26 protein-coding genes and 1 tRNA gene are annotated in these 23333 nt (G+C 63.3%); 17 read left to right on the plus strand and 10 right to left on the minus strand.

Annotation, left to right across the window (positions count from 1 at the left end):
* The first annotated feature begins 1 nt into the window (after position 1).
* The 8 genes from dnaG (at position 2) to ribD (ending at position 7667) form a co-directional block, all read left to right on the plus strand.
* Entirely contained in the window at positions 2 to 1948 is a 1947-nt protein-coding gene (dnaG, locus tag ACP15R_RS11205) for a DNA primase (protein WP_424986490.1), read from the plus strand.
* A gap of 115 nt (positions 1949 to 2063) precedes the next feature.
* Entirely contained in the window at positions 2064 to 4046 is a 1983-nt protein-coding gene (gene rpoD, locus ACP15R_RS11210; RefSeq protein WP_424986491.1) for an RNA polymerase sigma factor RpoD, read from the plus strand.
* A gap of 154 nt (positions 4047 to 4200) precedes the next feature.
* Entirely contained in the window at positions 4201 to 4611 is a 411-nt protein-coding gene (locus ACP15R_RS11215; protein WP_424986492.1) for a hypothetical protein, read from the plus strand.
* Between the two features lie 106 nt (positions 4612 to 4717).
* Positions 4718 to 5134 carry a hypothetical protein gene (locus tag ACP15R_RS11220; RefSeq protein ID WP_424986493.1) on the plus strand — a complete coding sequence of 139 codons (417 nt, stop codon included), beginning with the start codon at positions 4718 to 4720 and terminating at the stop codon, positions 5132 to 5134.
* Between the two features lie 6 nt (positions 5135 to 5140).
* Complete coding sequence (locus ACP15R_RS11225) at positions 5141 to 5554, plus strand: hypothetical protein (RefSeq protein ID WP_424986494.1); 414 nt, start codon at positions 5141 to 5143, stop codon at positions 5552 to 5554.
* 13 nt (positions 5555 to 5567) lie between these two features.
* Positions 5568 to 5990: a secondary thiamine-phosphate synthase enzyme YjbQ gene (locus ACP15R_RS11230; protein WP_424986495.1), complete on the plus strand. Its 423-nt coding sequence runs from the start codon at positions 5568 to 5570 to the stop codon at positions 5988 to 5990.
* Positions 5991 to 6108: 118 nt separating this feature from the next.
* Entirely contained in the window at positions 6109 to 6573 is a 465-nt protein-coding gene (nrdR, locus tag ACP15R_RS11235; RefSeq protein WP_424986496.1) for a transcriptional regulator NrdR, read from the plus strand.
* Positions 6570 to 7667: a bifunctional diaminohydroxyphosphoribosylaminopyrimidine deaminase/5-amino-6-(5-phosphoribosylamino)uracil reductase RibD gene (gene ribD, locus ACP15R_RS11240; RefSeq protein WP_424986497.1), complete on the plus strand. Its 1098-nt coding sequence runs from the start codon at positions 6570 to 6572 to the stop codon at positions 7665 to 7667. The genes nrdR and ribD overlap by 4 nt, the downstream gene beginning before the upstream one ends.
* 38 nt (positions 7668 to 7705) lie before the next feature.
* Here ribD and ACP15R_RS11245 read toward each other — a convergent pair whose 3' ends face one another.
* From ACP15R_RS11245 to ACP15R_RS11255, 3 genes are all read right to left on the minus strand, one after another.
* Positions 7706 to 9703 (minus strand): capsular polysaccharide biosynthesis protein, encoded by a 1998-nt coding sequence (locus tag ACP15R_RS11245; protein WP_424986498.1) that lies wholly within the window; start codon positions 9701 to 9703, stop codon positions 7706 to 7708.
* 2 nt (positions 9704 to 9705) lie between these two features.
* Positions 9706 to 10836: a polysaccharide biosynthesis/export family protein gene (locus tag ACP15R_RS11250; protein ID WP_424986499.1), complete on the minus strand. Its 1131-nt coding sequence runs from the start codon at positions 10834 to 10836 to the stop codon at positions 9706 to 9708.
* A 91-nt stretch (positions 10837 to 10927) separates the two neighbouring features.
* Positions 10928 to 12193 (minus strand): capsule biosynthesis protein, encoded by a 1266-nt coding sequence (locus tag ACP15R_RS11255; protein ID WP_424986500.1) that lies wholly within the window; start codon positions 12191 to 12193, stop codon positions 10928 to 10930.
* 173 nt (positions 12194 to 12366) lie between these two features.
* Here ACP15R_RS11255 and ACP15R_RS11260 point away from each other — a divergent pair, with 173 nt between their 5' ends.
* The 5 genes from ACP15R_RS11260 (at position 12367) to ACP15R_RS11280 (ending at position 15715) form a co-directional block, all read left to right on the plus strand.
* Entirely contained in the window at positions 12367 to 12960 is a 594-nt protein-coding gene (locus ACP15R_RS11260; protein WP_424986501.1) for a riboflavin synthase, read from the plus strand.
* Between the two features lie 192 nt (positions 12961 to 13152).
* Entirely contained in the window at positions 13153 to 14274 is a 1122-nt protein-coding gene (gene ribB, locus ACP15R_RS11265; RefSeq protein WP_424986502.1) for a 3,4-dihydroxy-2-butanone-4-phosphate synthase, read from the plus strand.
* A gap of 3 nt (positions 14275 to 14277) precedes the next feature.
* A complete protein-coding gene (locus ACP15R_RS11270; protein ID WP_424986503.1) occupies positions 14278 to 14829 on the plus strand; it encodes a 6,7-dimethyl-8-ribityllumazine synthase in 552 nt (183 codons plus the stop codon).
* On the plus strand, positions 14826 to 15308 hold the full coding sequence (gene nusB, locus ACP15R_RS11275) for a transcription antitermination factor NusB (protein WP_424986504.1): 483 nt from the start codon (positions 14826 to 14828) through the stop codon (positions 15306 to 15308). Before ACP15R_RS11270 ends, nusB begins: the two co-directional genes overlap by 4 nt.
* Positions 15309 to 15394: 86 nt before the next feature.
* A complete protein-coding gene (locus ACP15R_RS11280; RefSeq protein WP_424986505.1) occupies positions 15395 to 15715 on the plus strand; it encodes a hypothetical protein in 321 nt (106 codons plus the stop codon).
* Positions 15716 to 15936: 221 nt separating this feature from the next.
* On the opposite strand, the gene ACP15R_RS11285 is transcribed toward ACP15R_RS11280, so the two are convergent.
* Both ACP15R_RS11285 and ACP15R_RS11290 read right to left on the minus strand, forming a co-directional pair.
* A complete protein-coding gene (locus ACP15R_RS11285; protein WP_424986506.1) occupies positions 15937 to 16356 on the minus strand; it encodes an SRPBCC family protein in 420 nt (139 codons plus the stop codon).
* Positions 16353 to 16676 (minus strand): ArsR/SmtB family transcription factor, encoded by a 324-nt coding sequence (locus tag ACP15R_RS11290; protein ID WP_424986507.1) that lies wholly within the window; start codon positions 16674 to 16676, stop codon positions 16353 to 16355. Before ACP15R_RS11290 ends, ACP15R_RS11285 begins: the two co-directional genes overlap by 4 nt.
* A gap of 114 nt (positions 16677 to 16790) precedes the next feature.
* Between ACP15R_RS11290 and ACP15R_RS11295 the strand changes: the two genes are divergently transcribed.
* Positions 16791 to 17279: an MmcB family DNA repair protein gene (locus ACP15R_RS11295; protein WP_424986508.1), complete on the plus strand. Its 489-nt coding sequence runs from the start codon at positions 16791 to 16793 to the stop codon at positions 17277 to 17279.
* A 9-nt stretch (positions 17280 to 17288) separates the two neighbouring features.
* On the opposite strand, the gene ACP15R_RS11300 is transcribed toward ACP15R_RS11295, so the two are convergent.
* Positions 17289 to 17489, minus strand: coding sequence for a DUF6324 family protein (locus tag ACP15R_RS11300; protein ID WP_424986509.1), 201 nt, complete (start codon positions 17487 to 17489; stop codon positions 17289 to 17291).
* Between the two features lie 79 nt (positions 17490 to 17568).
* Here ACP15R_RS11300 and ACP15R_RS11305 point away from each other — a divergent pair, with 79 nt between their 5' ends.
* From ACP15R_RS11305 to ACP15R_RS11315, 3 genes are all read left to right on the plus strand, one after another.
* On the plus strand, positions 17569 to 18051 hold the full coding sequence (locus ACP15R_RS11305) for an N-acetyltransferase family protein (RefSeq protein ID WP_424986510.1): 483 nt from the start codon (positions 17569 to 17571) through the stop codon (positions 18049 to 18051).
* Positions 18052 to 18095: 44 nt separating this feature from the next.
* Positions 18096 to 18172: transfer RNA gene (locus tag ACP15R_RS11310), tRNA-His, on the plus strand.
* 167 nt (positions 18173 to 18339) lie between these two features.
* Positions 18340 to 18975, plus strand: coding sequence for an SOS response-associated peptidase (locus ACP15R_RS11315; protein ID WP_424986511.1), 636 nt, complete (start codon positions 18340 to 18342; stop codon positions 18973 to 18975).
* Positions 18976 to 19149: 174 nt separating this feature from the next.
* Here ACP15R_RS11315 and ACP15R_RS11320 read toward each other — a convergent pair whose 3' ends face one another.
* Genes ACP15R_RS11320 through pdhA form a run of 4 tightly spaced genes read right to left on the minus strand, consistent with a single transcriptional unit; the run spans position 19150 to position 23249 of the window.
* Entirely contained in the window at positions 19150 to 20451 is a 1302-nt protein-coding gene (locus ACP15R_RS11320) for a pyruvate dehydrogenase complex dihydrolipoamide acetyltransferase (RefSeq protein ID WP_424986512.1), read from the minus strand.
* Between the two features lie 10 nt (positions 20452 to 20461).
* The gene (locus tag ACP15R_RS11325) at positions 20462 to 21841 is read right to left on the minus strand and encodes a pyruvate dehydrogenase complex E1 component subunit beta (protein WP_424986513.1); all 1380 of its coding nucleotides are present in this window, start codon (positions 21839 to 21841) and stop codon (positions 20462 to 20464) included.
* Between the two features lie 2 nt (positions 21842 to 21843).
* The gene (locus ACP15R_RS11330; RefSeq protein ID WP_424986514.1) at positions 21844 to 22233 is read right to left on the minus strand and encodes a VOC family protein; all 390 of its coding nucleotides are present in this window, start codon (positions 22231 to 22233) and stop codon (positions 21844 to 21846) included.
* Complete coding sequence (pdhA, locus tag ACP15R_RS11335) at positions 22233 to 23249, minus strand: pyruvate dehydrogenase (acetyl-transferring) E1 component subunit alpha (protein ID WP_424986515.1); 1017 nt, start codon at positions 23247 to 23249, stop codon at positions 22233 to 22235. Before pdhA ends, ACP15R_RS11330 begins: the two co-directional genes overlap by 1 nt.
* Between the last annotated feature and the right edge of the window lie 84 nt (positions 23250 to 23333).

Here is a 23333-nt window from a genome sequence, read left to right on the forward strand (position 1 = left end):
GATGTCGCTGCCACCGGGTTTTCTGGATGAACTCCGCTCGCGCGCCAGCCTGTCGCAGGTTGTCGGCCGCAAGGTGATCTGGGACCCGCGCAAGTCCAACCAGGGCAAGGGCGACATGTGGGCGCCATGCCCGTTTCACCAGGAAAAGACCGCCTCGTTCCACGTCGATGACCGCAAGGGATTTTATTACTGCTTTGGCTGTCACGCCAAGGGAGACGCGATCAACTTTATCACCGAAACCGAAAATGTCGGTTTCATGGAGGCGGTCGAAATCCTGGCGCGCGAGGCGGGAATGACCATGCCCGCACGCGATCCGCGGGCGCAGGAAAAGACCGACCGGCGCGCCGAGCTTGCCAAGGTGATGGAGCAGGCGGTGCAGTTCTTTCGCCTGCAACTCAAGACCGGAGCCGCCGCCGACGCGCGCGCCTATCTTGACCGCCGTGGGCTGAGTGAGGCGCGGCAGGAGCGATGGGAAATCGGGTTTGCCCCCGATGGCTGGCGGGGGTTGTGGGATCACTTGCGCGCAAAATCCGTGCCGGACGAGATGATCCTGGCCGCCGGGCTGGCCAAGCCATCGAGCAAGGGCGGCAATCCCTATGACACGTTTCGCAACCGCATCATGTTCCCGATCCGCGATGCGCGGGGCAGGTGCATTGCCTTTGGTGGTCGGGCGATGGACCCGAATGACAATGCGAAATACCTGAACTCGCCCGAGACCGAACTCTTCGACAAGGGGCGCAGCCTGTATAATCACGGACCGGCGCGCAGCGCGGCGGGCAAGGGCCGGCCCTTGGTGGTGGCCGAAGGCTATATGGATGTCATCGCGCTGGCCTCTGCGGGGTTCGATGCGGCGGTTGCCCCGCTGGGCACTGCGATCACCGAGAACCAGCTGCAACTCTTGTGGCGCATCGCGCAAGAGCCGATCATCGCGCTGGACGGGGATGCGGCGGGTCTGCGCGCGGCGATGCGGCTGATCGATCTCGCACTGCCGCTGCTTGAGGCGGGACAGAGCCTGCGTTTCGCGATCATGCCGGAAAAGATGGACCCCGACGACCTGATCCGCGATCGGGGTGCGGCGGCGATGCAAAAGCTGCTGGATCAGGCGATCCCGATGGTGCAACTGCTGTGGCAACGGGAAACCGAGGGCAGGGTGTTTGACAGCCCCGAGCGGCGCGCGGCACTTGATGCTACGCTGCGCGAACATATCCAGAAGATCCGCGACCCGTCGATCAAGGGGCATTATGGACAGGCGATCAAGGACCTGCGCTGGCAGCTGTTTTCCCAACGCAAGCCGGGGCCGGGGCGCAAGCCGTGGAGGCCGGGGCACAAGGCGGTGTCGGTTCCTCTGAGCGGGACCAAGGCGTCGCTGCTGGCGGCGGCGGACGAAGCCGCCCAACTGCATCTGCGCGAGGCGGTGGTGCTGGCGACGGCAATTGCGACGCCAAAGGTCGTTGCGGAATTCGAGACCGAATTCGAGCGCATGGCCTGCGCGGATCCGGAACATGCGCGCCTGCGCGACCTGGTGTTGCGCCATGCCCATCGCGAAGATCGCGCGCTGGCCGAGATCCTGGCCGAAGAAATTGGCCCTGCCGCCCTTGAAAACCTGCATGCCCTTCGCCATGTCGCTATCAATCCCTGCGTTCGAAACCCGGGCGATGTCGACATGGCGCGCATGACGCTGACCGAGGAACTCGCCAAACTCAGTAGCCAACGCGGGCTGACCGCCGAAATTGCCGAAGCCCTCGAAGATGTCGCGGGCGGCGCCGATGAGGCCTTGACCTGGCGGCTGTCACAGGCCGCCGAAGCCCGCAACCGGGCCGCACGCAGTGAACATGAAGACAAGGCAGAGTATGACACCGGCGACAATGGTGCGCGAATCAACCGTGATGAGCGCGAGCGTTTTCAGGCCCTGTTGGACCAGATCGGGCAGCCCAAATCGCGGCGGTGAGTGTTTTGGTAAAGAATCACTAAAGAAAACCGGGTAGACGGGTAGCCGAATCAGTAGATCGCGCTAATGATTCGTTTCACGCGAATCACCCGAGACGCCCTAGCAGGAGCAACGCATGGCCGCCAAAGACAATGACGACCGCAAATCCGAGGATCAGGACGCCGAGATCTCGCTCGACATGAGCCAGGCCGCCGTCAAGAAGATGATCGGCGAGGCGCGCGAAAAGGGTTATATCACGTACGACCAGCTCAACCAGGTCCTGCCGCCCGACCAGGTCAATTCGGAACAGATCGAAGACGTGATGTCGATGCTCAGCGAGATGGGCATCAACATCATCGAGGATGAAGAGGCCGAGGAGGAAGAGCAGAAGGGCTCGACCGAAGTCGCCACCACCGAAAGCGCACGCGAAGTCACCGTCGCCACCGGCACCGCCGAAAAGCTGGATCGTACCGACGACCCGGTGCGCATGTACCTGCGCGAAATGGGCAGCGTCGAACTGCTCAGCCGCGAGGGCGAGATCGCCATCGCCAAGCGGATCGAGGCCGGGCGCAACACGATGATCGCCGGGCTGTGCGAAAGCCCGCTGACCTTTCAGGCGATCACCATCTGGCACGACGAATTGCTGAGCGAAGACATCCTGCTGCGCGACGTGATCGATCTTGAAACCACCTTTGGCAACCAGATGGACGAGGATGAAGAGATCCAGGCCCCGGTTGTCGACACCAGCGCCAAGGCCGAGAAGCCGGCGGAAGAGGAAAAGCCCGAGCTTGACGCCGATGGCAACCCGATCGCCAAGGACGATGATGACGACGAGGACGAACAGGCCAACATGAGCCTTGCGGCGATGGAAGCCGCGCTCAAGGATCAGGTTCTGACCACGCTGGAAACCATTTCGAACGACTATGCGCAACTGTCCGAGATGCAGGACAGCCGGATTTCCGCCACGCTGAACGAGGACAATTCATTCAGCGAGGCGCAAGAGGCGACCTATCAGGCGCTGCGCTCGGAGATCGTGGAACTGGTTAACGGGCTGCACCTGCACAATAACCGCATCGAAGCGTTGATCGACCAGCTTTACGGCATCAACCGCCGGGTCATGTCGCTTGACAGTTCGATGGTTAAACTGGCCGACCAGGCGCGGATCAACCGGCGCGAATTCATCGAAGAGTATCGCGGCCGCGAACTGGACCCGAACTGGCTTGCCGAGATGGCGGAGAAGCCCGGGCGTGGCTGGCAGATGTTCATCGAGCGCAGCACAAGCAAGGTCGAGGAACTGCGCGCGGACATGGCGCAGGTCGGGCAATATGTCGGGCTCGACATCAGCGAGTTCCGCCGCATCGTTCAGCAGGTGCAAAAGGGCGAGAAAGAGGCCCGTCAGGCCAAGAAGGAGATGGTCGAGGCCAACCTGCGCCTGGTGATTTCGATTGCCAAGAAATACACCAACCGCGGCCTGCAATTCCTTGATCTCATTCAGGAAGGTAATATCGGCCTGATGAAGGCGGTGGACAAGTTCGAATACCGCCGCGGCTACAAGTTCTCGACCTATGCGACCTGGTGGATCCGCCAGGCGATCACCCGCTCGATCGCCGATCAGGCGCGCACGATCCGTATTCCCGTGCACATGATCGAAACCATCAACAAGCTGGTGCGCACCGGCCGCCAGATGCTGCACGAGATCGGCCGCGAGCCGACGCCCGAGGAACTGGCGGAAAAGCTGCAAATGCCGCTGGAAAAGGTCCGCAAGGTGATGAAGATCGCCAAGGAGCCGATTTCGCTGGAAACTCCCATCGGCGACGAGGAAGACAGCCAGCTGGGCGATTTCATCGAGGACAAGAACGCGGTACTGCCGCTGGACAGCGCGATTCAGGAAAACCTCAAGGAAACCACCACCCGCGTGCTGGCCAGCCTGACACCGCGCGAGGAACGGGTGCTGCGGATGCGGTTCGGCATCGGCATGAACACCGACCACACGCTGGAAGAGGTCGGCCAGCAGTTCAGCGTGACCCGCGAACGTATCCGCCAGATCGAGGCCAAGGCGCTGCGCAAGCTCAAGCATCCCAGCCGCAGCCGCAAGTTGCGAAGCTTTCTGGACCAGTAGACGTGTCAGGACCCCGCCGCGAGCCGGCGGGGTTTTCATTTGCAGGGGGGCGAACCGGGACCATTGGCGCAAATCGGGTAAACAGGACGTGATGGCCCCTTTGCCCGGGCGCATTCAGGCCTAATGTCGCCTTTGCAACCGGAAGGAAAACGACATGCATACGAAAATCGCGAGCTTTGCCCTGTTGACCGGCCTGGCGCTGGCGCTGCCACAGACCGGCGAGGCCTTTACCAGCACCCTGGGGGCGCGGGTGAACCCGGTCAATTCGACCGTATTCGAGGTGGTTCCCAAGAGCAGCGGCGATGGCCAGGTCTTCTGGTGCAGTGCCGCCGATTATGCCCAGCGTGAACTTGGTGCGTCATGGCGGGACAAGATCTATATCGCCCGAGGACGCGCGCCCAGCGTGACAACGGGGCGGCGATCATCGGTTCAGTTCACCCTCGATCCACAAGCCGCCGGGATCACGCCGGCCCCGTCCTCGCTCAGCCTGAACGCGCTCAAGGTCGGAGAGAGCATGTCGGTACAAGAGGCCCATGGCTTCTGTCGCATTGCGCCGGTCTTCTGATCGGTGGGGCCTGCGGGCCGGGGACGATGTTGCCCGGGACAAGCGGCGTTGGATCATGCTAGGATATTGAAATCATGGACGGTCTGACGCGTTGCGAGGTGAAATGATGAAAATGGCGATTCGCGCGGCGGCGGTGGCGTGCCTGGCGATTGTTCCGACCTGGGGGTCGGCTTGGTGGGCGTTCAACCGGCTCGAAGTGTTCCCGGTCTCTGAAACCGTATGGGAGGTTGTCGCCGGTGTCGGCACCAGTGCCGCGGATTACTGGTGCGGCGCTGGCGATTTCGCCCAGCGGGTGCTCGGCGTGTCCGCCACCAGCCGGATTTATATCTGGAAGCCGGTCGGCCCGAGCGTGAACCGTCCGGGAAAAAAAGCAGTGCAGTTCTCGATGTCGCCGCCCCCCGGAGCGGATACGTCGACGGGCTATTCCCTGACCGTGAAACGGGCGGGCGACAATCTTGCGCGTCACGCGGCGGTTCAATACTGCTATCAATTCGACGAGACCGATATCTGGAACAGGTGGTAAGTGGAGATGACCTTGCGACAAGGGCCGGGATTGCTGGCGGTCGTCAGCGCGATCATGATCGCCGCGACGCCGTCGCTGGCCTGGCGGGCCACCAATAGCCACACGGTCAATCCGCTCTCGCCAACCGCGTTCGAGGTGATCGGGCGTGGCGGAATATCCAGCGTGGACTACTGGTGTGCTGCCGGAGATTACGCGCGGCGGGTGCTGGAGGCGCCGTTGCACCAGCGGATCTATATCTCGCGCCCACGCGGTCATGCGGAAACCGAAAACGCGAAATCGGCGGTTCAATTCTCGCTGGACCCGCCTGCGGATGCAGATTTGAAGCCCGGACTGCTGCTGACCGTGACCCGGCCTGGCGACAATCTCAGCGCCTGGGGGGCGTGGAACCTGTGCGTCCCGCAAACCGGACAGGCGGGCTAGGGGCGGGGCGAATATGGCCGCGCAGACCGAATTCGTAATCCAGAGTCGTGGCGCGGGGTTCTATGAATTCACGCGCGACGTGGTCGATTGGGTGCGAAAGACCGGCCAGGCCCACGGGCTGCTGACGCTGTTCGTGCGCCACACCTCATGTTCGCTGCTGATCCAGGAAAACGCCGATCCCGAGGTGCGGGACGATCTGACCGCGTTCTTTCACCGGCTGGTGCCGCCAAGCACCGACCCGTCGATGGCCTATTTGCGCCATACCTATGAGGGGCCCGACGACATGCCCGCGCATATCAAGTCGGCGCTGCTGCCGGTTAGCTTGACGATCCCGGTCACCGGCGGCGCCCCGGTTCTGGGCACCTGGCAGGGGGTCTACCTGTTTGAACACCGCACGGCACCGCATCGTCGCCGGGTGGCGGCGCATTTCGGGTGATATCCGCATCTTGGGGTGTGAATTCCCCCCTACCCAAATCCTAGAGGCTGGCCTATAGTTCTCGGCAAGAGGGTTTGAGCACCCACAACGAGTGGCAGAAACCATAGGGGGACGGCTGATGCGCTGCCCGTTTTGCGGAAATATCGACACGCAGGTCAAGGATTCCCGGCCCGCCGAAGATCATGTCTCGATCCGGCGACGGCGATTTTGCCCGGCTTGCGGCGGTCGGTTTACCACCTATGAACGGGTGCAGTTGCGCGACCTCGTGGTGATCAAGACCAATGGCAAGCGCGAGGATTTCGACCGGGACAAGCTTGAGCGTTCGATCCGTATCTCGATGCAGAAACGCCCGATCGAACCCGAGCGTATCGACCAGATGATCTCGGGCATCGTGCGCCGGCTCGAAAGCATGGGCGAAACCGATATTCCGTCGAGCAAGATCGGCGAGATCGTGATGGAGGCGCTGGCCCGGATCGACACCGTGGCCTATGTGCGGTTTGCCAGTGTTTACAAGAACTTCCAGGCCGCAGATGATTTCGAGGATTTTGTCCACGAACTGCGCCCGCAGCCGCCGGAAGAGTGAGCGACACCGACCGACGTTTCATGGCGATGGCCCTGTCCCTGGGCCGTCGCGGACAGGGGGGCTGCTGGCCCAACCCTGCGGTGGGCTGCGTGGTGGTGCGCGACGGGCGCATCGTCGGTCGTGGCTGGACCCAGCCCGGTGGTCGCCCCCATGCGGAACCGGTTGCCCTTGCCCAGGCGGGCGAATTGGCGCGCGGCGCGACGGTATACGTGACGCTGGAACCTTGTGCGCATCATGGCAGGACACCGCCCTGTACCGACGCGCTGATTGCGGCGGGCGTGGCGCGGGTGGTCGCAGCGATCCAAGACAGCGACGCGCGGGTATCAGGTCAGGGGTTTGCCCGGCTGCGCGAGAATGGCATCGCGGTGACCACTGGCGTACTGGCCGACGAGGCGGCGCGTGACCATGCAGGGTTTTTTCTCAGGACGGAACAGGGGCGGCCGCTGGTCACGCTGAAGCTCGCCAGCAGCTTTGATGGCCGGATTGCCACCGCGACGGGCCAGAGCCAGTGGATCACCGGCCCCATGGCGCGGCGTGCGGTGCATGGCATGCGGGCGTGCCATGATGCGGTGATGGTGGGGGCCGGGACGGCGCGGGCGGATGACCCGTCGCTGACCGTGCGTGATCTCGGGATCGAACGGCAACCGGTGCGGGTTGTGGTGTCGCGCTATCTTGATCTGCCTTTCATGAGCACGCTGGCCCGGACCGCCAACGAGATCCCGCTGTGGCTCTGTCACGGCGAAGGGGCCGATGCCGAGCGGTTGCGGGCCTGGGATGGGTTGGGCGCACGTCTCTTGCCCTGCGGGGCGCGGGGGATGCAGCTTGATCCCCATGACATCCTGCGGCAACTGGGCGATGCGGGGCTGACGCGGGTGTTTTGCGAAGGCGGCAGCGCGCTGGCGGCCTCGCTGCTCTCGGCGGACTTGGTGGATGAGCTGGTGGGATTCACCGCCGGGCTGACCATCGGTGGCGACGGCTTGCCCGCCATCGGCGGGATCGGAATTTCGCAACTGGCCAGGGCCCCTCGTTTTGACCTGATTGAAACACGGATGGTCGGGCCCGATGTGATGCACCGCTGGCGTCGCGCGATCTAGGGCGAGCGAGGATTGGTGGCGGTCAGTGAGCGCCCGGTTCAGCGCCACAGGTGGGCATAGGTGGCAAGCAGCCCTTGTAATTTCGACAGGCTTCGGTTGACCGGTCCCGGCGGCGGCAAATCGGCATCGCCAAGCCGCGCGGCGACAACTTCGACCGGGCAGATCGCACCGGTCACCGGATCGACATAGCGCGGGTAATCGATCAGCACGGCATGAACCAGCCCCGGCAATTCGGGGCGCGCCCGGCGACGTGTCGGCACGTCGCCCAGATCGGTGGTCAGCCCCCATCCCGCATAGAACGGCGCGCCCAGCGTGGTGACGGGCACCCCGTGCATCAGGGCTTCAAAGCCAAGCAGCGAGGTCATGGTCCAGACCTCGTTCACCTGTCCGAGCAGGGCGGAGGGGCTGGTGTCCGAGACCACGATATCGGCCTCTTTCGCGTCGATCGCACCGGGGCGCAGCCCGGCTTCGACATCAGGATGGGGTTTATAGATCAGCACCGCATCGGGGCGCGCCGCCCGCACCGCGCGCAACAGGTCGGCATTGGTCGCGATGTCGCCGGTGCCCAGCCGGATCGAGGCATCATCCCCGACCTGACCGGGGATCAGGATGCGATGCCCGTCGGGCAATGGCGGGGCGGCACCGCCGATGTTGTACTTGTTGATCCCGCCACGGGTCAGCGTCGCGATCAGCCGCTCGGCGCGCAATCGCTGGTCGGGTCTCAGGGTGGCGCGGGCGGTGATATGCGCCTCAAGCCGGCTGGGCTGGCGGGGATCGTAATAGATGCCCAGATCGTCCAGCGCCAGCGACATCGCCGGAACCAGCTCCGCACCCAGCCCCCGTGATCGCAGGAACCCGTCTTCGACACGCACCGTGTTGCCGCTGCTGGTGGCGGGGCTGCCCCAGGTCATGTGGCGGCGATCCGTTTGACCCGGCGGGGACGTCCCGAAGGTGACGCGCTTGACCTGACCAAATGTCTTTTGCATCTGGCGGCGTTTCCAGAGCCGAATACCGCTAGCCACCCAGCCGTTCCGATCCTCGCGCCAGGCACCGACCTGGGCTTCGAGATTGTCCAACACGGTTTCAAGCGCGCATAACCGGTCGTGAAACGGGTCATACCATGTCGGATACAGGATCATCGCGGCGGCAAAAAGCTGTGCGCGTGTCAATTGCCGGTTGCGCCGCGGCACCGGGTTTTCGTCGCGTGTCAGCCCCCAGCCGGCATAGAACGGTTGCCCGAACACGCGCGGCCTGTGCCCGGCAAGGAGGGCCTCAAAGCCGAGATGCGAAGACAGGGTATAGACCGCGATGGCCCCGTCCAGAAGGCTCCACGGGCTGAACGGGTCGTCACACAGGCGGATGCGGTCATTGGCATCGTTCATGGTGAAATAGCCGGGGCGGAACCCGGCACGTGTCTCCGGATGGGTCTTGATGAGGATCGGGGCACCGGGGTTTTCTTCCTGCGCAAAGACCAGCATCTCGCGAAACAGCGCGTCATTGCCCTTGCTGGCCCGTACCGAGGCATCATCGCGGAGCTGATCGACAAGAAGCACATAGCCGGGGTCCGGCGGTGTCAGGGCCATGTCGTGATTGTTGTACTTGCTCAGGTGATGCTCGCGTATCCGCGCCATCGCACCGCGTGCCCGGTCAAGGATCGCGGTGTCATCCAGCGGATCGTGCAACAGGATCTGTTCGAGATCGGAGGGTTCGGACGCGTCGAAATGCACCCCCGACCGGTCAAGCAGCAGCCCGACAGGGGCCTCGCCCGCGCGGCCCGGATGAATGGAACGCAGAAACGCATCCTCGACCCGCAACAAGGGAACCCCGCGCCGGTCGGCGATGGCACGGCCACGATGCGCTGTCGGGCTGTCGCCCCAGATCGCGACGAGATCCTGCGGCCCGGGCAGTCCGAGGCGCAGATCGTACCCCGCAAGATGCAGGATACGGTGGAGCCGTCGCTGGGTCAGAAAGCCGCCACTATAGGCATAGACCCGCGACCGGCTATCCGTTCCGGGGCACCGCCGGGGGCCGCGCATGCCTATTGGGTCAGGGTGGCGACGTTCGCGATGGGGGTCAGGCCGCCCACGATGAGCGAGATCGATTTGCTCCACTGGGCATAGGGCGCTTCGGTCACATACAGGGTATCGCCGTCATGGATCACGAAATCGCGGGCCTGGAACACGCCGTTGGGCTCTTTCAGGTTCAGCACATAGACCAGGCGCTGTGCGCCTTGCAGATCGTCGCGGCCCAGAACCTGGTTGGCGATCGCGGCCTTTTCATTGCGGAACACAAAGATGCCGGTAGGGTCGGACGACACCGAGATCAGCCCGCCCACTTGTGCCAGCGCATCCATCGCCGACAGGGTCTGGGTTTCGAATTTCACCCGCGCCTGCTGGTTGGTGGCGCCCATCGCGGTATAGGCACGGCTGTCTTCTTCCACGAGGATCCGGTCGCCGCCGCGCAGGGCGATGTCAAGGTTGGGGTCCTTGTAGAGATCCTGGAACCAGACCGTGCCCTTGCGGGTGCCGCGAATAACCGTCACCAGGGCGATTTCCGGCTCGATCACCACGCCGCCGGCCTTGGCCAGCATCGAGGCCAGCGTGCGGGTGGGGCGTTCGATGGGGTAAACGCCCTGCGCGCCCACCGAGCCGACCAGCGAAACCGTCGAGCCGTCACCGGCGAGGCGGCGCACCTCGACCTGTGGATCGGGGGTCTGATCCATCAGCCGTTCGGTGATGATCGCGCGCAGTTGCTCGGGCGTGTTGCCGGCGGCACGGATGCGCCCGCCATAGGGGACAAAGATGAAGCCGTCGCTGTCGACCTGCACTTCTTCGAGGGCGGTCGAGTTGCCCACATCCCCGGCGAGCAGCCCGTCATCGACGTTTTCCCAGATCGTCAGGCCCAGCGTATCACCGGGCCGGATGGTGTCGGAGGTCAGTTGCGGGGTGGTGCGGAAATCGCTCGAAAAGCCAAGCGCCGGAACCACCGCCGTGGCGCGCGTCACGCGATCATTGACCGCGACAATGAAGGCGTCGCCATCCTTTTGCAGCGATCCGTCGTATATCTGGTCCTTGGTGGGGCCGGCCTGCGGCAGAGAACAGGCGCTCAGCGTGCCGGCGATGACGGTGATTGCGGCGACTCTAACCCATCGAAAAGAAACAGTTTTCACGGAGCGGCCCCCTCGACCCGATATGTGCGTTAACCATTGTCGCGCAACCTAGAGGAATCGGCGGGGGATAGCCAGCCGTGGTAACGCCGGATCAGCGGATCAGGTGCAAATGTGGTTTCTGTGCCTCTTTGCCGGCTTTGCGCGCCGCATAGGGGTCATCCGGAGCAAGCATCATGTCGACAACCCGGCGCAGCAGCCTTTGCCGCCCACGGCGGGAATAGAACCCCCCGGGCACCTGGCTGGTTTCAAGAAGGTAGCGGCGGAACAGCAGGTAAGCGGCGGTATCGGGCCGCTGCGGATTGGCAAAGAAGTCATGCAGCGGCTGATCCGAGATGAACTCGGGCTTGTCATAGACCGCGCGTCCGAAGATGCGCAGCGGCAGCCCGCGCCACAGGGCCTGTTGCCCGGCGGTGGAATTGACGGTGACCACGCTGCGGGCATCGTCCATCAGCCGGGCCAGCTTGCCGCCGCGTACGAAATGCACCCGCTCGCGCAGCCCCTGCGCCGCCGCGAGGCGCGCGATATCGCGTGCCAGGGGAGTGCGCCCGTCTTCCAGCGGATGCGCCTTGAACACGAGGTGATGGTGCCGTGGCGCGCCGCGGGCAAAGCCCTCGATGACCTGTGCGAGGAAATCCGTCATGCTGTTGAAGGGGGAGTGTTCGCGAAAACTGGCGTCATGTTCGAGTTGCAGCAGTGCGAGGTGATAGGGGTAGCCGCCCCGCCGGATGCGCGCGGTCCGGAGACGGCGCTCGGCGGCATGTGACGGGATCAGCAACAGCCGTTTGAGATGCAACAGGAATTCCCGCGTGACCGGCAGCGCCCGGTGGGGGCGGAAATGCCGGTATCCGCGATTGGTGAACATCACGAACCAATGATAGGCGGCCCCATAGAACATGTGTTCGCGCATATCGCCCCAATGGGCGGGCGGCGGCGGCGCGTCGCAATCGGCCTGTTCCAGCTGTGCGCGCATCTGCGAAACATCCATGGTCATCAGCCGGGAATGGCCGTTCGATCCGTCGCGCTCGTATGTCACCCAATAGGGGCGCAGATAGCCTTCCTCAAAGACATGAACGGTGATCCCGCGAGCGCGTGCGGCGGCGATGGCGTTGGCGTGAATGCGGCGGGTGTCGCCGTAGAGCACGATGTCGGTGACGCCATGCCGATCGAACAGGTCATCCAGTGTGGCGGGCCAGTCCCGGGGCAGGCCGCGAAAGGGGATATAGCTCGTCCGGTCGAACCAGAAAGCCCGGTCACCGGCGTTGAACCCGACGCGCAGAGCCTGCGCCCCGGTCTTGCGAAGCATACGGCCAAGCGCGTTGAAGAACGGCCCGTGCGGGCCCTGCAGGAACAGGAACACGCGGCCCGGCCGGGTCATGGGGGGAGGGGGTGGGCTGAAAGGTTCGATCTGATGACACCGGCACTGGGAAACATGTGAATTATTGTCCGCAGGCCGGTGATTTGCAAGATCCGGGGCTTGTCGTGCGCGGTGGCGCTGGTTACGTGGATAGGCGGAATTCGAAGGGAAACGGCATGTTCACAGGCATCATCACCGATATCGGCACCGTGCGCGAACTGGAGCAACAGGGTGATTTGCGCGCGCGGATCGCCACCGGGTATGACACGGCGGGGATCGACATCGGCGCGTCGATCGCCAGCGACGGCGTGTGCCTGACGGTGATTGCCCTGGGCGAGGATTGGTATGACGTGCAGGTGAGCGCCGAAACGGTATCCAAGACCAACCTGGGCGACTGGCGCGCCGGCAAGCGGGTGAACCTGGAGCGGGCCCTGAAGGTGGGCGACGAGCTGGGCGGACATATCGTGTCGGGCCATGTGGACGGGGTTGCGGAGGTGATCGCTGTCGTGGACGAGGGGGACAGCACCCGCGTCACCCTGCGCGCACCGCGGGAATTGGCGCGGTTCATCGCCCCGAAAGGATCGGTGGCGCTGAACGGAACCTCGCTGACCGTGAACGAGGTGGACGGGGCGTCGTTCGGGATCAATTTCATTCCGCATACCAAGGAGGCCACCACCTGGGGGGATGTCGGCCTTGGGGATCGGGTGAACCTCGAAATCGATACGCTGGCGCGCTATGTGGCGCGGTTGGCGGAGACCACCGCGTCATAGGCGCCCGGGCAGGGGGCGCTGCCCCCTCCGGCGAAAATCAGGGATTTCCGCCGTTCACCCCCGGAGTATTTTTCCAAAGATGAAGAGGCGGCGGACCGGTTTTCGCCGAAGTCGCAGCGTTCCGGGGCTGGCCATCGCGGCGCGCGTGGGGTATTTGCGCCCCGAGCCAACTGCGCACGGAAAGACGATTTCATGAGCTTTGAAACCCCGGGTCAGGTCGAAACGGATCTGCGCCATGCCATTTCTCCGATCGAGGATATCATCGACGCGGCGCGGCGCGGCCAGATGTTCATCCTGGTCGATCACGAGGATCGCGAAAACGAGGGCGACCTGGTGATTGCCGCCGAGTTTGCCGATGCCGAGGCGATCAATTTCATGGCGACGCATGGGCGTGGGTTGATCTGTTTGCCGATGACGGCGGAGCGGGTTGATCGGTTGGGGCTGCCGATGATGGCGGTCAACAATTCATCGCGGCACGAGACGCCGTTTACCGTGTCGATCGAGGCGCGCGAAGGGGTCAGCACCGGGATATCCGCACCGGACCGGGCGCATACGGTTTCGGTGGCGATCAACGAGCAGAACACCATGGCGGCGCTGGCGACGCCGGGGCATATCTTTCCGCTGCGGGCGCGCAATGGCGGAGTGCTGGTGCGCGCGGGGCATACCGAGGCGGCGGTGGACATTGCCCGTCTGGCCGGGCTGAACCCGGCGGGGGTGATCTGCGAGATCATGAATGCGGATGGCACCATGGCGCGTTTGCCCGAGCTGGTGGAGTTTGCCGGGACCCATGATCTGAAGATCGGTACGATCTCGGACCTGATCGCCTATCGCAATCTCAATGACAACCTGGTGGACCAGACCGCGCAGCAGGCGGTGACCTCGGAATTTGGCGGCGACTGGGACATGCGGATATTCACCGACCAGACCCACGGGGTGGAGCATGTGGCCCTGATCAAGGGGAACATCACCACGCCCGAGCCGGTTCTGACCCGGACCCATGCATTGCACGAGGCGAGCGATCTGCTCGGGCTGGGGCCAAAGCCGGCGAGCGAATTGTCGCGGGCGATGGAGTTGATTGCCCGGGAGGGGCGCGGTGTCGTCTGCCTGTTCCGGGAGCCGCGCCATTCGCTCTATGCCAGCGAGGAAGAGGGGCCACGCACCATCAAGCGGACCGGGCTTGGCGCGCAGATCCTGTCCAAGCTGGGTGTCAAGGAACTGATCCTGCTGACGGATTCACCGCGCACACGGTATCTGGGGCTGGATGCCTACGGGCTGTCGATCGTCGATACCCGCCCGATCATGTCCGAGGAATAGACCATGGCCAAATCAGAAACACATTACGTCCTGCCGCGTCCGGAATTTGACAAGCCGGTCAAGCTGTTGATCGTCGTGGCGCCCTATTACAAGGATATCGCCGACGACCTGGTGGCCGGTGCCAAGGCCGAGATCGAGGCGGTCGGGGGGAGCTGGGACCTGGTCGAGGTGCCGGGGGCGCTCGAGGTGCCGACCGCGATTGCGATTTCGGACCGGCAGTCGAATTTCGACGGCTACGTGGCGCTTGGCTGCGTGATCCGGGGAGAGACCACGCATTACGAGACGGTCTGCAATGACAGCAGCCGCGCGTTGCAGTTGATGGGCTTGCAGGGGCTGTGTATCGGAAATGGCATTCTGACCGTCGAGACACGTGACCAGGCGGTTGTGCGCGCCGAGACCGGCGGCCAGAACAAGGGTGGAGGTGCCGCCGCCGCGGCCTTGCATCTGGTCGCGCTCGCCCGTAAGTGGGGCGGCCAGCGCAAGGGTGTCGGGTTTCGTGCCCCATCAGACCCGATCCTGCTGGCGGAAAAAGGCGACGGATCCACCACGGCATGACCAGTTCGAAAACCGCCCTGTCGGGCAATCAGAAACGCAAGATGAAATCCGCCGCGCGGCTGTATGCGGTGCAGGCGCTGTTCCAGATGGAGCAGAGCGGGCAGACCAGCGATCAGGTGATCGCCGAGTTTCTCGAACATCGGTTTGGTGCGACCTATGAGGGCGACGAGATGCTGGATGGTGACATCGGGCTGTTTCGCCTCTCGGTCGCGGATGCGGTGAACCACCAGGCACGGATCGACCAGATGACCGACCGTGCCCTTGTGGCGAAATGGCCGATCGCGCGGATCGACCCGACATTGCGCGCGCTGTTCCGGGCGGCGGGGGCGGAGCTGACCAACAGCAACACGCCACCCAAGGTGGTGATCGTTGAATATGTCGAAATTGCACGGGCGTTTTTTCCGGAAGGCAAAGAGCCGAAATTCGTGAACGCGGTGCTCGATCACATGGCGCGCGAGGCCAGGCCCGAAGCCTTTTGAACCTGCCTGGCGCGACGATTTGACAGGCCGGGGGTGCTTTGCCGGGCATCGGTCATATGCTATGATCGGAATGTCGGAGGCGGCTCATGCCCAAACTGGTCAAACTCTATATTCGCAACGTGATTATCGGCTTTGCCATTGCAGCCGCCTTTGTGGCGATGCTGCTGTGGTTCAACGTGATGAACATCTGGCATCTCGTCACGCATTCCGATGTGGGCATTCTCGCTGTGTTCCTGTTGTGGTTCATGCATGGCATCGTTTTCGCCGGGGTACAGTTTGCATGGGCAGTGATGTCGTTGGCCGGGAACGCGGGCGGTGGGCGCGGCGGAACACCGGCGCGACGCGATTTTCAGCCTGCGGTGGCGCGCGCGTACAAACGGAACCATCACGTCAAAAATTGCCTGTAAGGTGTTGAAAAATATAATGTGACGGGACCACCAATCAACCGTGTGGTTCTGATTCCCGAGGACCTGTATATACAGGTGGGCGCCAGGTAAACGGACCAGGATCCGCACAGAGCCAGCTCCCTCGGATTTGCTTAAGGCCACCGGAATGCAACCGTTCACGCGCAGGGCAGAACCCGCCACCGCCCCCAGATAGGCGCAGTTGGCGCACCGGGCAAGGGGGATCAGCCGGATTCATGCAGAAGACTGCGCATCCGGCCCATATGTTCCTCCCAACCGGCATCGAGGCTGAGGAGCAGGGAAAATGCCTCGGCGGTTTGCGGCAGCCCGCGATGCACCAGGGACAGGCGCGTGCCGCCGGCAACCGGTGTCAGCTCCCACTGGGCGAGGCTTTCACTGTCACCCATCGGCTCGACCGTGAAGGTGTATTCGAGATATTCTGGCGCGCGGGCTACCGTGACCTTTCCCCAGATCAGCCGCTTGCCGCTCTCGGAGCCATGCATTTCGAACACGTTGCCCTGCAACAGCGGGGCGGAAGGGCGGTGGAACCACAGCGCCAGCTTGTCCGGTTCGGTGAGAAAGCTCCAGACCTGCTGTGGGCTGGCCTTAAGGTAGATTGACTTTTGAATGATGTTGTCGCTCATGTGTCTTTCCCTTCGATGGCGGATTTGAGGGCATCCAGACGCGCATCCCAGAAGCTGTCGAAATGCGACAGCCAGTCCAGAACCGGCCCGAGCCCTTCGGGATTCAGGCTGTTGACGCGCTCGCGCCCGCGGGCGTGCACGGTGATCAGCCCGCCGTCGGACAGAACGGTCAGGTGTTTCTTGACGGCGGCGCGGGTCATGTCGAACTGGTCGGTCAGTTGTGCAATGGTCATGTCGCCCTTGGTCAGCATCATGACGATGTTGCGCCGGGTCGGATCGGCGAGGGCGCGAAAGCAGGGCTGTATCGGATCGGATGTCATTTGAGATACCTTTTGGTATCCCATTATTTCGATACCAAAAGGTATCATGTCAAGCCTGAACCGATGCCATGCCGGGTGCTTGCATAATGTTCACGTCTTGTTCATGGTTGGGGGATGTTGGAAACGCAATCTTCACTGGTCAAACCAGGGCAATTGCTCGCGCGCGGTGTCTGTCGCCATCTCAAGGGGCATGGCTTTGTTTCCGTTGAAGAACTCGTACCAACCCGCGGGCTGCGGGTGGATGTGATGGGGCTTGGCCCCAAGAGCGAAATCTGGGTCATCGAATGCAAATCCAGCCGCGCGGATTATCAGTCGGATAGCAAGTGGCAGGGCTATCTTGAATGGTGTGACCGCTATTTCTGGGCGGTCGACCAGGATTTTCCGACCGATCTGCTGCCGTCGGAAACCGGGCTGATCATCGCCGATTCGTATGATGCCGAGATCATCCGCATGGCACCCGAGCACAAGCTGCCCCCGGCGCGGCGCAAGGTGATGGTGCATAAATTCGCGGTGCACGCGGCGCGAAGGCTACAGGCGTTGCGTGATCCCGGGGTGGCGGCGCTGGTGTCTTCCGGTGAGCCGGCGGGGGGCGATGCGGGCTGAGCCGTTGGGTCAGCGGCGCGGTTTCTCGGCGACCGAACGCGCGGCCTTGGCGGCGGCGAGGATCTCTTCGGCGATTTCCTCGGCTTCTTCCGGGTCAAAGTCCATCGGCACCTCAAACCCCTGGGATTCGATAAAGATACGCACCATGCCGGCATCGGTCGGCCCGATCTGCATGTTCGCTTCTATATCGCGTTCGGTGTTGATGCCCATGGGGTGCCTCCGTGACTCTGTTGTTCCTGCTAGCTTGGCAGGGGTTGAGAATCAAGCGCCCGCGCGGTCAGTGTGACATATGGATGAGGTGACGATACGCCGGTTTGCGCCGTCAGATGCCGGGTGGCTGCTGTGCCAGCACGCCGATCTCTATGCGCGGGATGAAGGGTTTGATGCGAGCTTTGGAAAGCTTGTTGCCGAGGTTCTCGATGACTTCATCGCGAACCATGACCCGACCCGCGAGCGCGGTTGGATCGCCATGCGCGGGGCACAGCGGCTGGGCAGCATATTCTGTGTTGCCGAGCGGCAGCACACCGCCAAGCTGCGCCTGTTCCTGCTGATACCAGAGGCGCGGGGGCAGGGGGTGGGCAAACGATTGCTGGCGACCTGCACGGGGTTCGCGCGCGACCATGGCTATCGGGACATGCGGCTTTGGACCCATGAAAGTCACCGTGCTGCCTGTGGGCTGTACCGGGCGTCGGGCTGGCAACTTGTCGAGAGCCGGCCGGTGCGCTCATTTGGCGTCGATCTGGTGGAACAAAGCTGGCAGATTGTGCTCTAACCCACTTGCATTCATACCGTGGCTTGGCTAAATCCCGTGCCAGTGCCGCCTTAGCTCAGTTGGTTAGAGCGCCTGATTGTGGATCAGGAGGTCCCCCGTTCGAGCCGGGGAGGTGGTACCATAAACCCGACAACCTGCCTGCTGCCTGTCTTTCGCTTTGCCGCGTTTGGGCGACCGCGATGTGATCGGCACCGTTGATTGAGTATAGCCGGCCCGATACCTTTGCGTTGCAAGCCATCTTAGTCGGAACAGGCTCGCGACGGTGCAGTCAATTTATGAGGGGCCAAAATGTGCGGCCGGTTTGTCGATCCGAACCTTCGCAGCGCCGGGCTGGATACGTCCTGGCTCAGGATCGAGCCCTTCGCGGGTTGGGAGCCTCGGTTCAATGTGAAGCCCACGCAGGATGTTGTGATCCTGGCACCGGATTTGCGCCCGCTTTTGGCGCGTTGGTGGCTGATCCCGTCCTGGCACAAGGGTGAGGTCAAGGATTGGAAGGCCATCACGTTCAACGCGCGGTTTGAGGATGCGGCCGGGAAACCGTCATTCCGGGCCGTGTGGAACAAGGGCAGGTGCCTGATCCCCATGCGCGGTTATTATGAATGGACCGGCGACAAGGGTCAAAAGACGCCGCATTTCATCCAGTCGGCGGGCAATGAGGAAAACCTGTTCGCCGCCGGGTTGGCGTCTCGGTGGAATGACCTGCTGACCTGCACGATGCTGACCCGCGCGGCCAATGACAGCGTGTCCGGGGTCCACCATCGCATGCCGGTCCTGTTGAACACCGCCGAGCAGGAGGCGTGGCTCGCAGGGAGCAACGATCCCGATCTGGGGCGTGGAACGGCGTTGAAACATCATCGGGTGCAAAGATTCGGCCTGCATGATGATGGCGAAGAACTGATCGAGGACATGGGTTCCGAGGGGTAGCCAAGGAACTTGCCCATGCTGGCTGCTGGACGCTTTGAAGGGGCCGGTTGGTGCCGGAAAGCTGGGTCAGCCCGGTTGCCGCGAAACATGTCGGAACTGGCGCGCCGGGCGAGCGATCACTGTGCCAGGGGCTTGCCCGGCAGCATGGCGTCGCCCGGCGCGTTGCCCCCGGTGTCAGGCGAGCATGACCATCGGGTTTTCCAGGTTGTCCACGATCTGTTGAAGCAATTGTGCGCCCAGGGCACCGTCGATGACGCGGTGATCGACGGACAGCGTGACCGACATCACCGTTGCGACCGACAGCGTGCCGTCCTCGGCGACCACGGGCTTTTTGACCCCGGCACCGACCGCCAGAATCGCCCCGTGGGGCGGGTTGATCACCGCATCGAAATTGTCGATGCCGAACATGCCGAGATTGGAGATCGCAAAACTGCCGCCCTGGTATTCATGCGGTGCCAGCTTGCGATCGCGGGCGCGGCTGGCCAGATCCTTCATTTCGGCAGAGAGGGCCGAGAGCGATTTCAGTTCGGCGTCTTTCAGAACCGGGGTAAAGAGACCGCCATCGATGGCAACCGCGACAGCCACATCCGAAGGGGCAAGCCGCAGGATCCGATCGCCGGCCCAGACCGCGTTGGCATCGGGCACCGCTTGCAGGGCGAGGGCGCAGGCCTTGATGATGAAATCATTGACCGAAAGTTTGACGCCACGGTTTGCCAGCTGCGCGTTCAGCTGCCCCCGAAAGGCGAGCAACGCGTCGAGCCGGATATCGCGACGCAGGTAGAAATGCGGGATCGATTGCTTCGCTTCGGTCAGCCGCGCGGCGATGGTCTTGCGCATGCCGTCAAGCGCAACCTCCTGATAGGCGCGCCCATCATAGATCCGGGTGATCGTGTCTGGCGAGGGGCCGGTGGCTATCGGGGTAGCCGGCGCAGGGGGCAGGGCGGATACTGTGCGCGCTGTGGCCGGTTCAGCGGTGGGGCTGGCCGTGCTGGCCGGGGTTGCCACGACATCCGCCTTGACGATGCGCCCGCGTGGGCCGCTGCCGGTGATCTCGCGCAGGTCGATCCCCTTGTCCGCCGCGATCCGCCGCGCCAGCGGCGAGGCAAACACCCGGTCACCCTCTCGTTCGGGCGCAGCCGGGGCCCGCGCGGGTGTTGCGGCCTCCCCGGGCTGGGCCGGTGTGTCGCTGTTGGTGGCGGATGAGGCGGGCGCGGCGATGTCGTCCGCAGTTTCGCCATCGTCGAGCAGCACCGCGATAGGCGTGTTGACCTTGACCCCCTGTGTTCCCTCGGCGATCAGCAGCTTGCCGATGGTGCCTTCGTCGACCGCCTCGAACTCCATCGTCGCCTTGTCGGTTTCGATCTCGGCCAGCAGGTCGCCGGACGCGACGTTATCGCCCTCTTTGACGAGCCATTTTGCGAGCGTACCTTCCTCCATGGTCGGAGACAGGGCGGGCATCAGGATTTCCGTCGTCATCGCTTGCTCCTTACCTGTAGGTCACTTGTTTCACGGCGGCGATCACCTCGTCTGTGGTGACCAGCGCGTGTTTTTCCAGATTGGCGGCATAGGGCATTGGCACATCCTTGCCCGCACAATTGATGACCGGCGCGTCGAGATAGTCGAACGCCTCTTGCATCAGGACCGCGCCGATGTAGTTGCCGACCGAGCCCTGCGGCCAGCCTTCTTCCACGGTGACACAACGATTGGTTTTCATCACCGAGTTGATGATCGTCGCGGTATCCATCGGGCGCAGGGTGCGCAGGTCGATGACCTCGGCGCTGATGCCGTCTTCGGCGAGTTTTTCGGCGGCGTCGAGCGCGTATTTCATGCCGATGCCAAAGCTGACGATTGTCACGTCATCGCCCTGTTTCCAGATACGGGCCTTGCCGAAGGGCACGGTGAAATCATCCAAGACCGGTACGTCAAAGCTGCGTCCGTAGAGGATTTCGTTTTCCAGGAACACCACCGGGTTGGGATCGCGGATCGCGGATTTGAGCAGCCCCTTGGCGTCTGACGCGGAATAGGGCATCGCCACCTTGAGGCCGGGGATCTGCATGTACCAGGCGGCATAGTCCTGGCTGTGCTGCGCGGCGACTCGCGCGGCGGCCCCGTTTGGACCACGGAACACCATGGGCGCGCCCATTTGCCCGCCGGACATGTAGAGCGTCTTGGCGGCGGAGTTGATGATCTGGTCGATGGCCTGCATGGCGAAGTTGAAGGTCATGAATTCGACAATCGGACGCAAGCCGCCAAAGGCCGCGCCAACCGCAACACCGGCAAAGCCATGTTCGGTGATCGGGGTGTCGATGACCCGTTTGCTGCCGAATTCGTCGAGCAGACCCTGGCTGATCTTGTAGGCGCCCTGGTACTCGGCCACCTCTTCGCCCATCAGGAACACGCTGTCATCGGCGCGCATTTCTTCGGCCATCGCGTCGCGCAGCGCCTCGCGGACGGTTTGTTGTTTGAGCCTGGTGCCCTCGGGCCAGTCCGGGGTGAGGGGGACCGCCGGGGGTTGCGGCGAAGGGGCGGCGGACTTCGCGGGGCCCCCTGCGGGGACCGCCTTGGCGTCCGCGTCACCCGCTTGCGCGGGTTCCGGCGCGTGCGGCACCGAAGCCGCGCTTTCACCTTCGGCGAGGAGAAGGGCGATCGGGGTATTCACCGCCACGTTTTCGCTGCCCTCGACGATCAGCAGCTTGCCGATGGTGCCTTCGTCGACTGCTTCGAATTCCATCGTCGCCTTGTCGGTTTCGATCTCGGCCAGCAGATCGCCGGCGGATACGCTGTCGCCCTCCTTGACCAGCCATTTCGCCAGTTTTCCCTCTTCCATCGTGGGAGACAGGGCGGGCATCAGGATTTCGGTTGCCATGTTCAGTGATCCTCCCCGGCCGGCGTAATCAGCCCGACCACGTTTCCTTGTCCATCCTCGACAGAGGCGCATCGCCCGATACCGGGATAATCGGTTGGCGGCAGCGCCTCGGCACCGCCATGGGCCAGCGCCCAGTCATAGCGCGCGTCGCAATCGGCGACCTCGAAGGTCATGGTGCCGCCACGGATCGGGGAGCCCGGGGCAGGGGACTCGCCCGCGCGCAGCATCAGGGCGGCGGTCAGGCCCGTGCCGTCGTCGATCCCCTTGCCCCGGATCAGGTGATAACCGGCCTCTTCCAGGCCCGGCATCATCTCGAATTGCCAGCCGAACAGTCCGGCATAGAAGCGTTTGGCGGCGTCGATATCCTGCACCTGGATTTCAAAATGTGGCATCAGGCGACCTCGTTCCGGGGGGCCGCATCGGCGTAGATGTCGGTCCACAATTCATCCAGCGGCGGTTCGGGGCTGTCCTTGGCGAAATCGGCCGAGGCGTTGATGATGTTCTTGATCTCCTTGTCGATCGCCTTGAGATCGTCTTCGCTGGCATGTTTCCCGGTCAGCAACATGCTGCGCACCTGTTCGATCGGGTCGCGTTCCTCGCGCATTTTCTGCACTTCTTCGCGGGTGCGGTACTTGGCGGGGTCGGACATCGAGTGGCCGCGATAGCGGTAGGTCTTGACCTCGAGAATATAGGGACCCTTGCCCGCCCGGCAGTGGGCGATGGCCTTGGCCCCGGCTTCCTTGACCGAGACGACATTCATGCCATCGACAATCTCGCCGGGGATGCCAAACGCCTCGCCGCGGGTAAACAGGTCGGGGGTCGAGGTCGAGCGTTGCTGTGCGGTGCCCATGGCGTATTGGTTGTTCTCGATCACGAACACCACCGGCAATTGCCAGAGCGCGGCCATGTTGAAGGTTTCATAGACCTGCCCCTGGTTCGACGCACCATCGCCGAAATAGGTGAAGGTCACGCGCCCGTTGTCGCGATACTTGTCGGCAAAGGCCAGCCCGGCGCCGATGGGCACCTGTGCGCCGACAATGCCATGGCCGCCATAAAAGTGCTTTTCCTTGGAGAACATGTGCATCGAGCCGCCCTTGCCCTTGGAATAGCCGCCCTCGCGCCCGGTCAGTTCGGCCATGACGCCGTCGGGGCTCATGCCACAGGCGAGCATGTGGCCGTGGTCGCGATAGGAGGTGATGCGCTTGTCGCCCTCTTCGGTCACGGATTCGAGCCCGACCACCACTGCTTCCTGACCGATATAAAGGTGGCAGAACCCGCCGATCAGCCCCATGCCATAGAGTTGTCCCGCCTTCTCTTCGAAGCGCCGGATCAACAGCATTTCCCGGTAGAAGGTCTTGAGTTCCTCGGCGGAAACATTCGGCTTCCTGCTGCTCTTTCGCGTGACCATCGCGGCGCACCCCCTCTTCGTCCATATAGTTTAGTGCTAAACTATGGATAACGGCTTGGCGGGCGGATGGCGAGTGAAATTGAC

Source organism: Microbulbifer sp. S227A, assembly GCF_049800935.1.

What these genes read in the sequence shown, in the direction of transcription:
- ACP15R_RS11225 (WP_424986494.1), top strand. Translation starts at nt 5,141, where the DNA reads ATGACCTTGCGACAAGGGCCGGGATTGCTGGCGGTCGTCAGCGCGATC.
- ACP15R_RS11305 (WP_424986510.1), top strand. Translation starts at nt 17,569, where the DNA reads ATGGATGAGGTGACGATACGCCGGTTTGCGCCGTCAGATGCCGGGTGG.
- ACP15R_RS11290 (WP_424986507.1), bottom strand. Translation starts at nt 16,676, where the DNA reads ATGACATCCGATCCGATACAGCCCTGCTTTCGCGCCCTCGCCGATCCG.
- rpoD (WP_424986491.1), top strand. Translation starts at nt 2,064, where the DNA reads ATGGCCGCCAAAGACAATGACGACCGCAAATCCGAGGATCAGGACGCC.
- ACP15R_RS11325 (WP_424986513.1), bottom strand. Translation starts at nt 21,841, where the DNA reads ATGGCAACCGAAATCCTGATGCCCGCCCTGTCTCCCACGATGGAAGAG.
- dnaG (WP_424986490.1), top strand. Translation starts at nt 2, where the DNA reads ATGTCGCTGCCACCGGGTTTTCTGGATGAACTCCGCTCGCGCGCCAGC.
- nrdR (WP_424986496.1), top strand. Translation starts at nt 6,109, where the DNA reads ATGCGCTGCCCGTTTTGCGGAAATATCGACACGCAGGTCAAGGATTCC.
- ACP15R_RS11245 (WP_424986498.1), bottom strand. Translation starts at nt 9,703, where the DNA reads ATGCGCGGCCCCCGGCGGTGCCCCGGAACGGATAGCCGGTCGCGGGTC.
- ACP15R_RS11315 (WP_424986511.1), top strand. Translation starts at nt 18,340, where the DNA reads ATGTGCGGCCGGTTTGTCGATCCGAACCTTCGCAGCGCCGGGCTGGAT.
- nusB (WP_424986504.1), top strand. Translation starts at nt 14,826, where the DNA reads ATGACCAGTTCGAAAACCGCCCTGTCGGGCAATCAGAAACGCAAGATG.
- ACP15R_RS11280 (WP_424986505.1), top strand. Translation starts at nt 15,395, where the DNA reads ATGCCCAAACTGGTCAAACTCTATATTCGCAACGTGATTATCGGCTTT.
- ACP15R_RS11270 (WP_424986503.1), top strand. Translation starts at nt 14,278, where the DNA reads ATGGCCAAATCAGAAACACATTACGTCCTGCCGCGTCCGGAATTTGAC.
- ACP15R_RS11300 (WP_424986509.1), bottom strand. Translation starts at nt 17,489, where the DNA reads ATGGGCATCAACACCGAACGCGATATAGAAGCGAACATGCAGATCGGG.
- ACP15R_RS11215 (WP_424986492.1), top strand. Translation starts at nt 4,201, where the DNA reads ATGCATACGAAAATCGCGAGCTTTGCCCTGTTGACCGGCCTGGCGCTG.
- ribB (WP_424986502.1), top strand. Translation starts at nt 13,153, where the DNA reads ATGAGCTTTGAAACCCCGGGTCAGGTCGAAACGGATCTGCGCCATGCC.
- ACP15R_RS11320 (WP_424986512.1), bottom strand. Translation starts at nt 20,451, where the DNA reads ATGACGACGGAAATCCTGATGCCCGCCCTGTCTCCGACCATGGAGGAA.
- ACP15R_RS11260 (WP_424986501.1), top strand. Translation starts at nt 12,367, where the DNA reads ATGTTCACAGGCATCATCACCGATATCGGCACCGTGCGCGAACTGGAG.
- ACP15R_RS11285 (WP_424986506.1), bottom strand. Translation starts at nt 16,356, where the DNA reads ATGAGCGACAACATCATTCAAAAGTCAATCTACCTTAAGGCCAGCCCA.
- ACP15R_RS11220 (WP_424986493.1), top strand. Translation starts at nt 4,718, where the DNA reads ATGAAAATGGCGATTCGCGCGGCGGCGGTGGCGTGCCTGGCGATTGTT.
- ACP15R_RS11295 (WP_424986508.1), top strand. Translation starts at nt 16,791, where the DNA reads ATGTTGGAAACGCAATCTTCACTGGTCAAACCAGGGCAATTGCTCGCG.
- ACP15R_RS11330 (WP_424986514.1), bottom strand. Translation starts at nt 22,233, where the DNA reads ATGCCACATTTTGAAATCCAGGTGCAGGATATCGACGCCGCCAAACGC.
- ACP15R_RS11230 (WP_424986495.1), top strand. Translation starts at nt 5,568, where the DNA reads ATGGCCGCGCAGACCGAATTCGTAATCCAGAGTCGTGGCGCGGGGTTC.
- pdhA (WP_424986515.1), bottom strand. Translation starts at nt 23,249, where the DNA reads ATGGTCACGCGAAAGAGCAGCAGGAAGCCGAATGTTTCCGCCGAGGAA.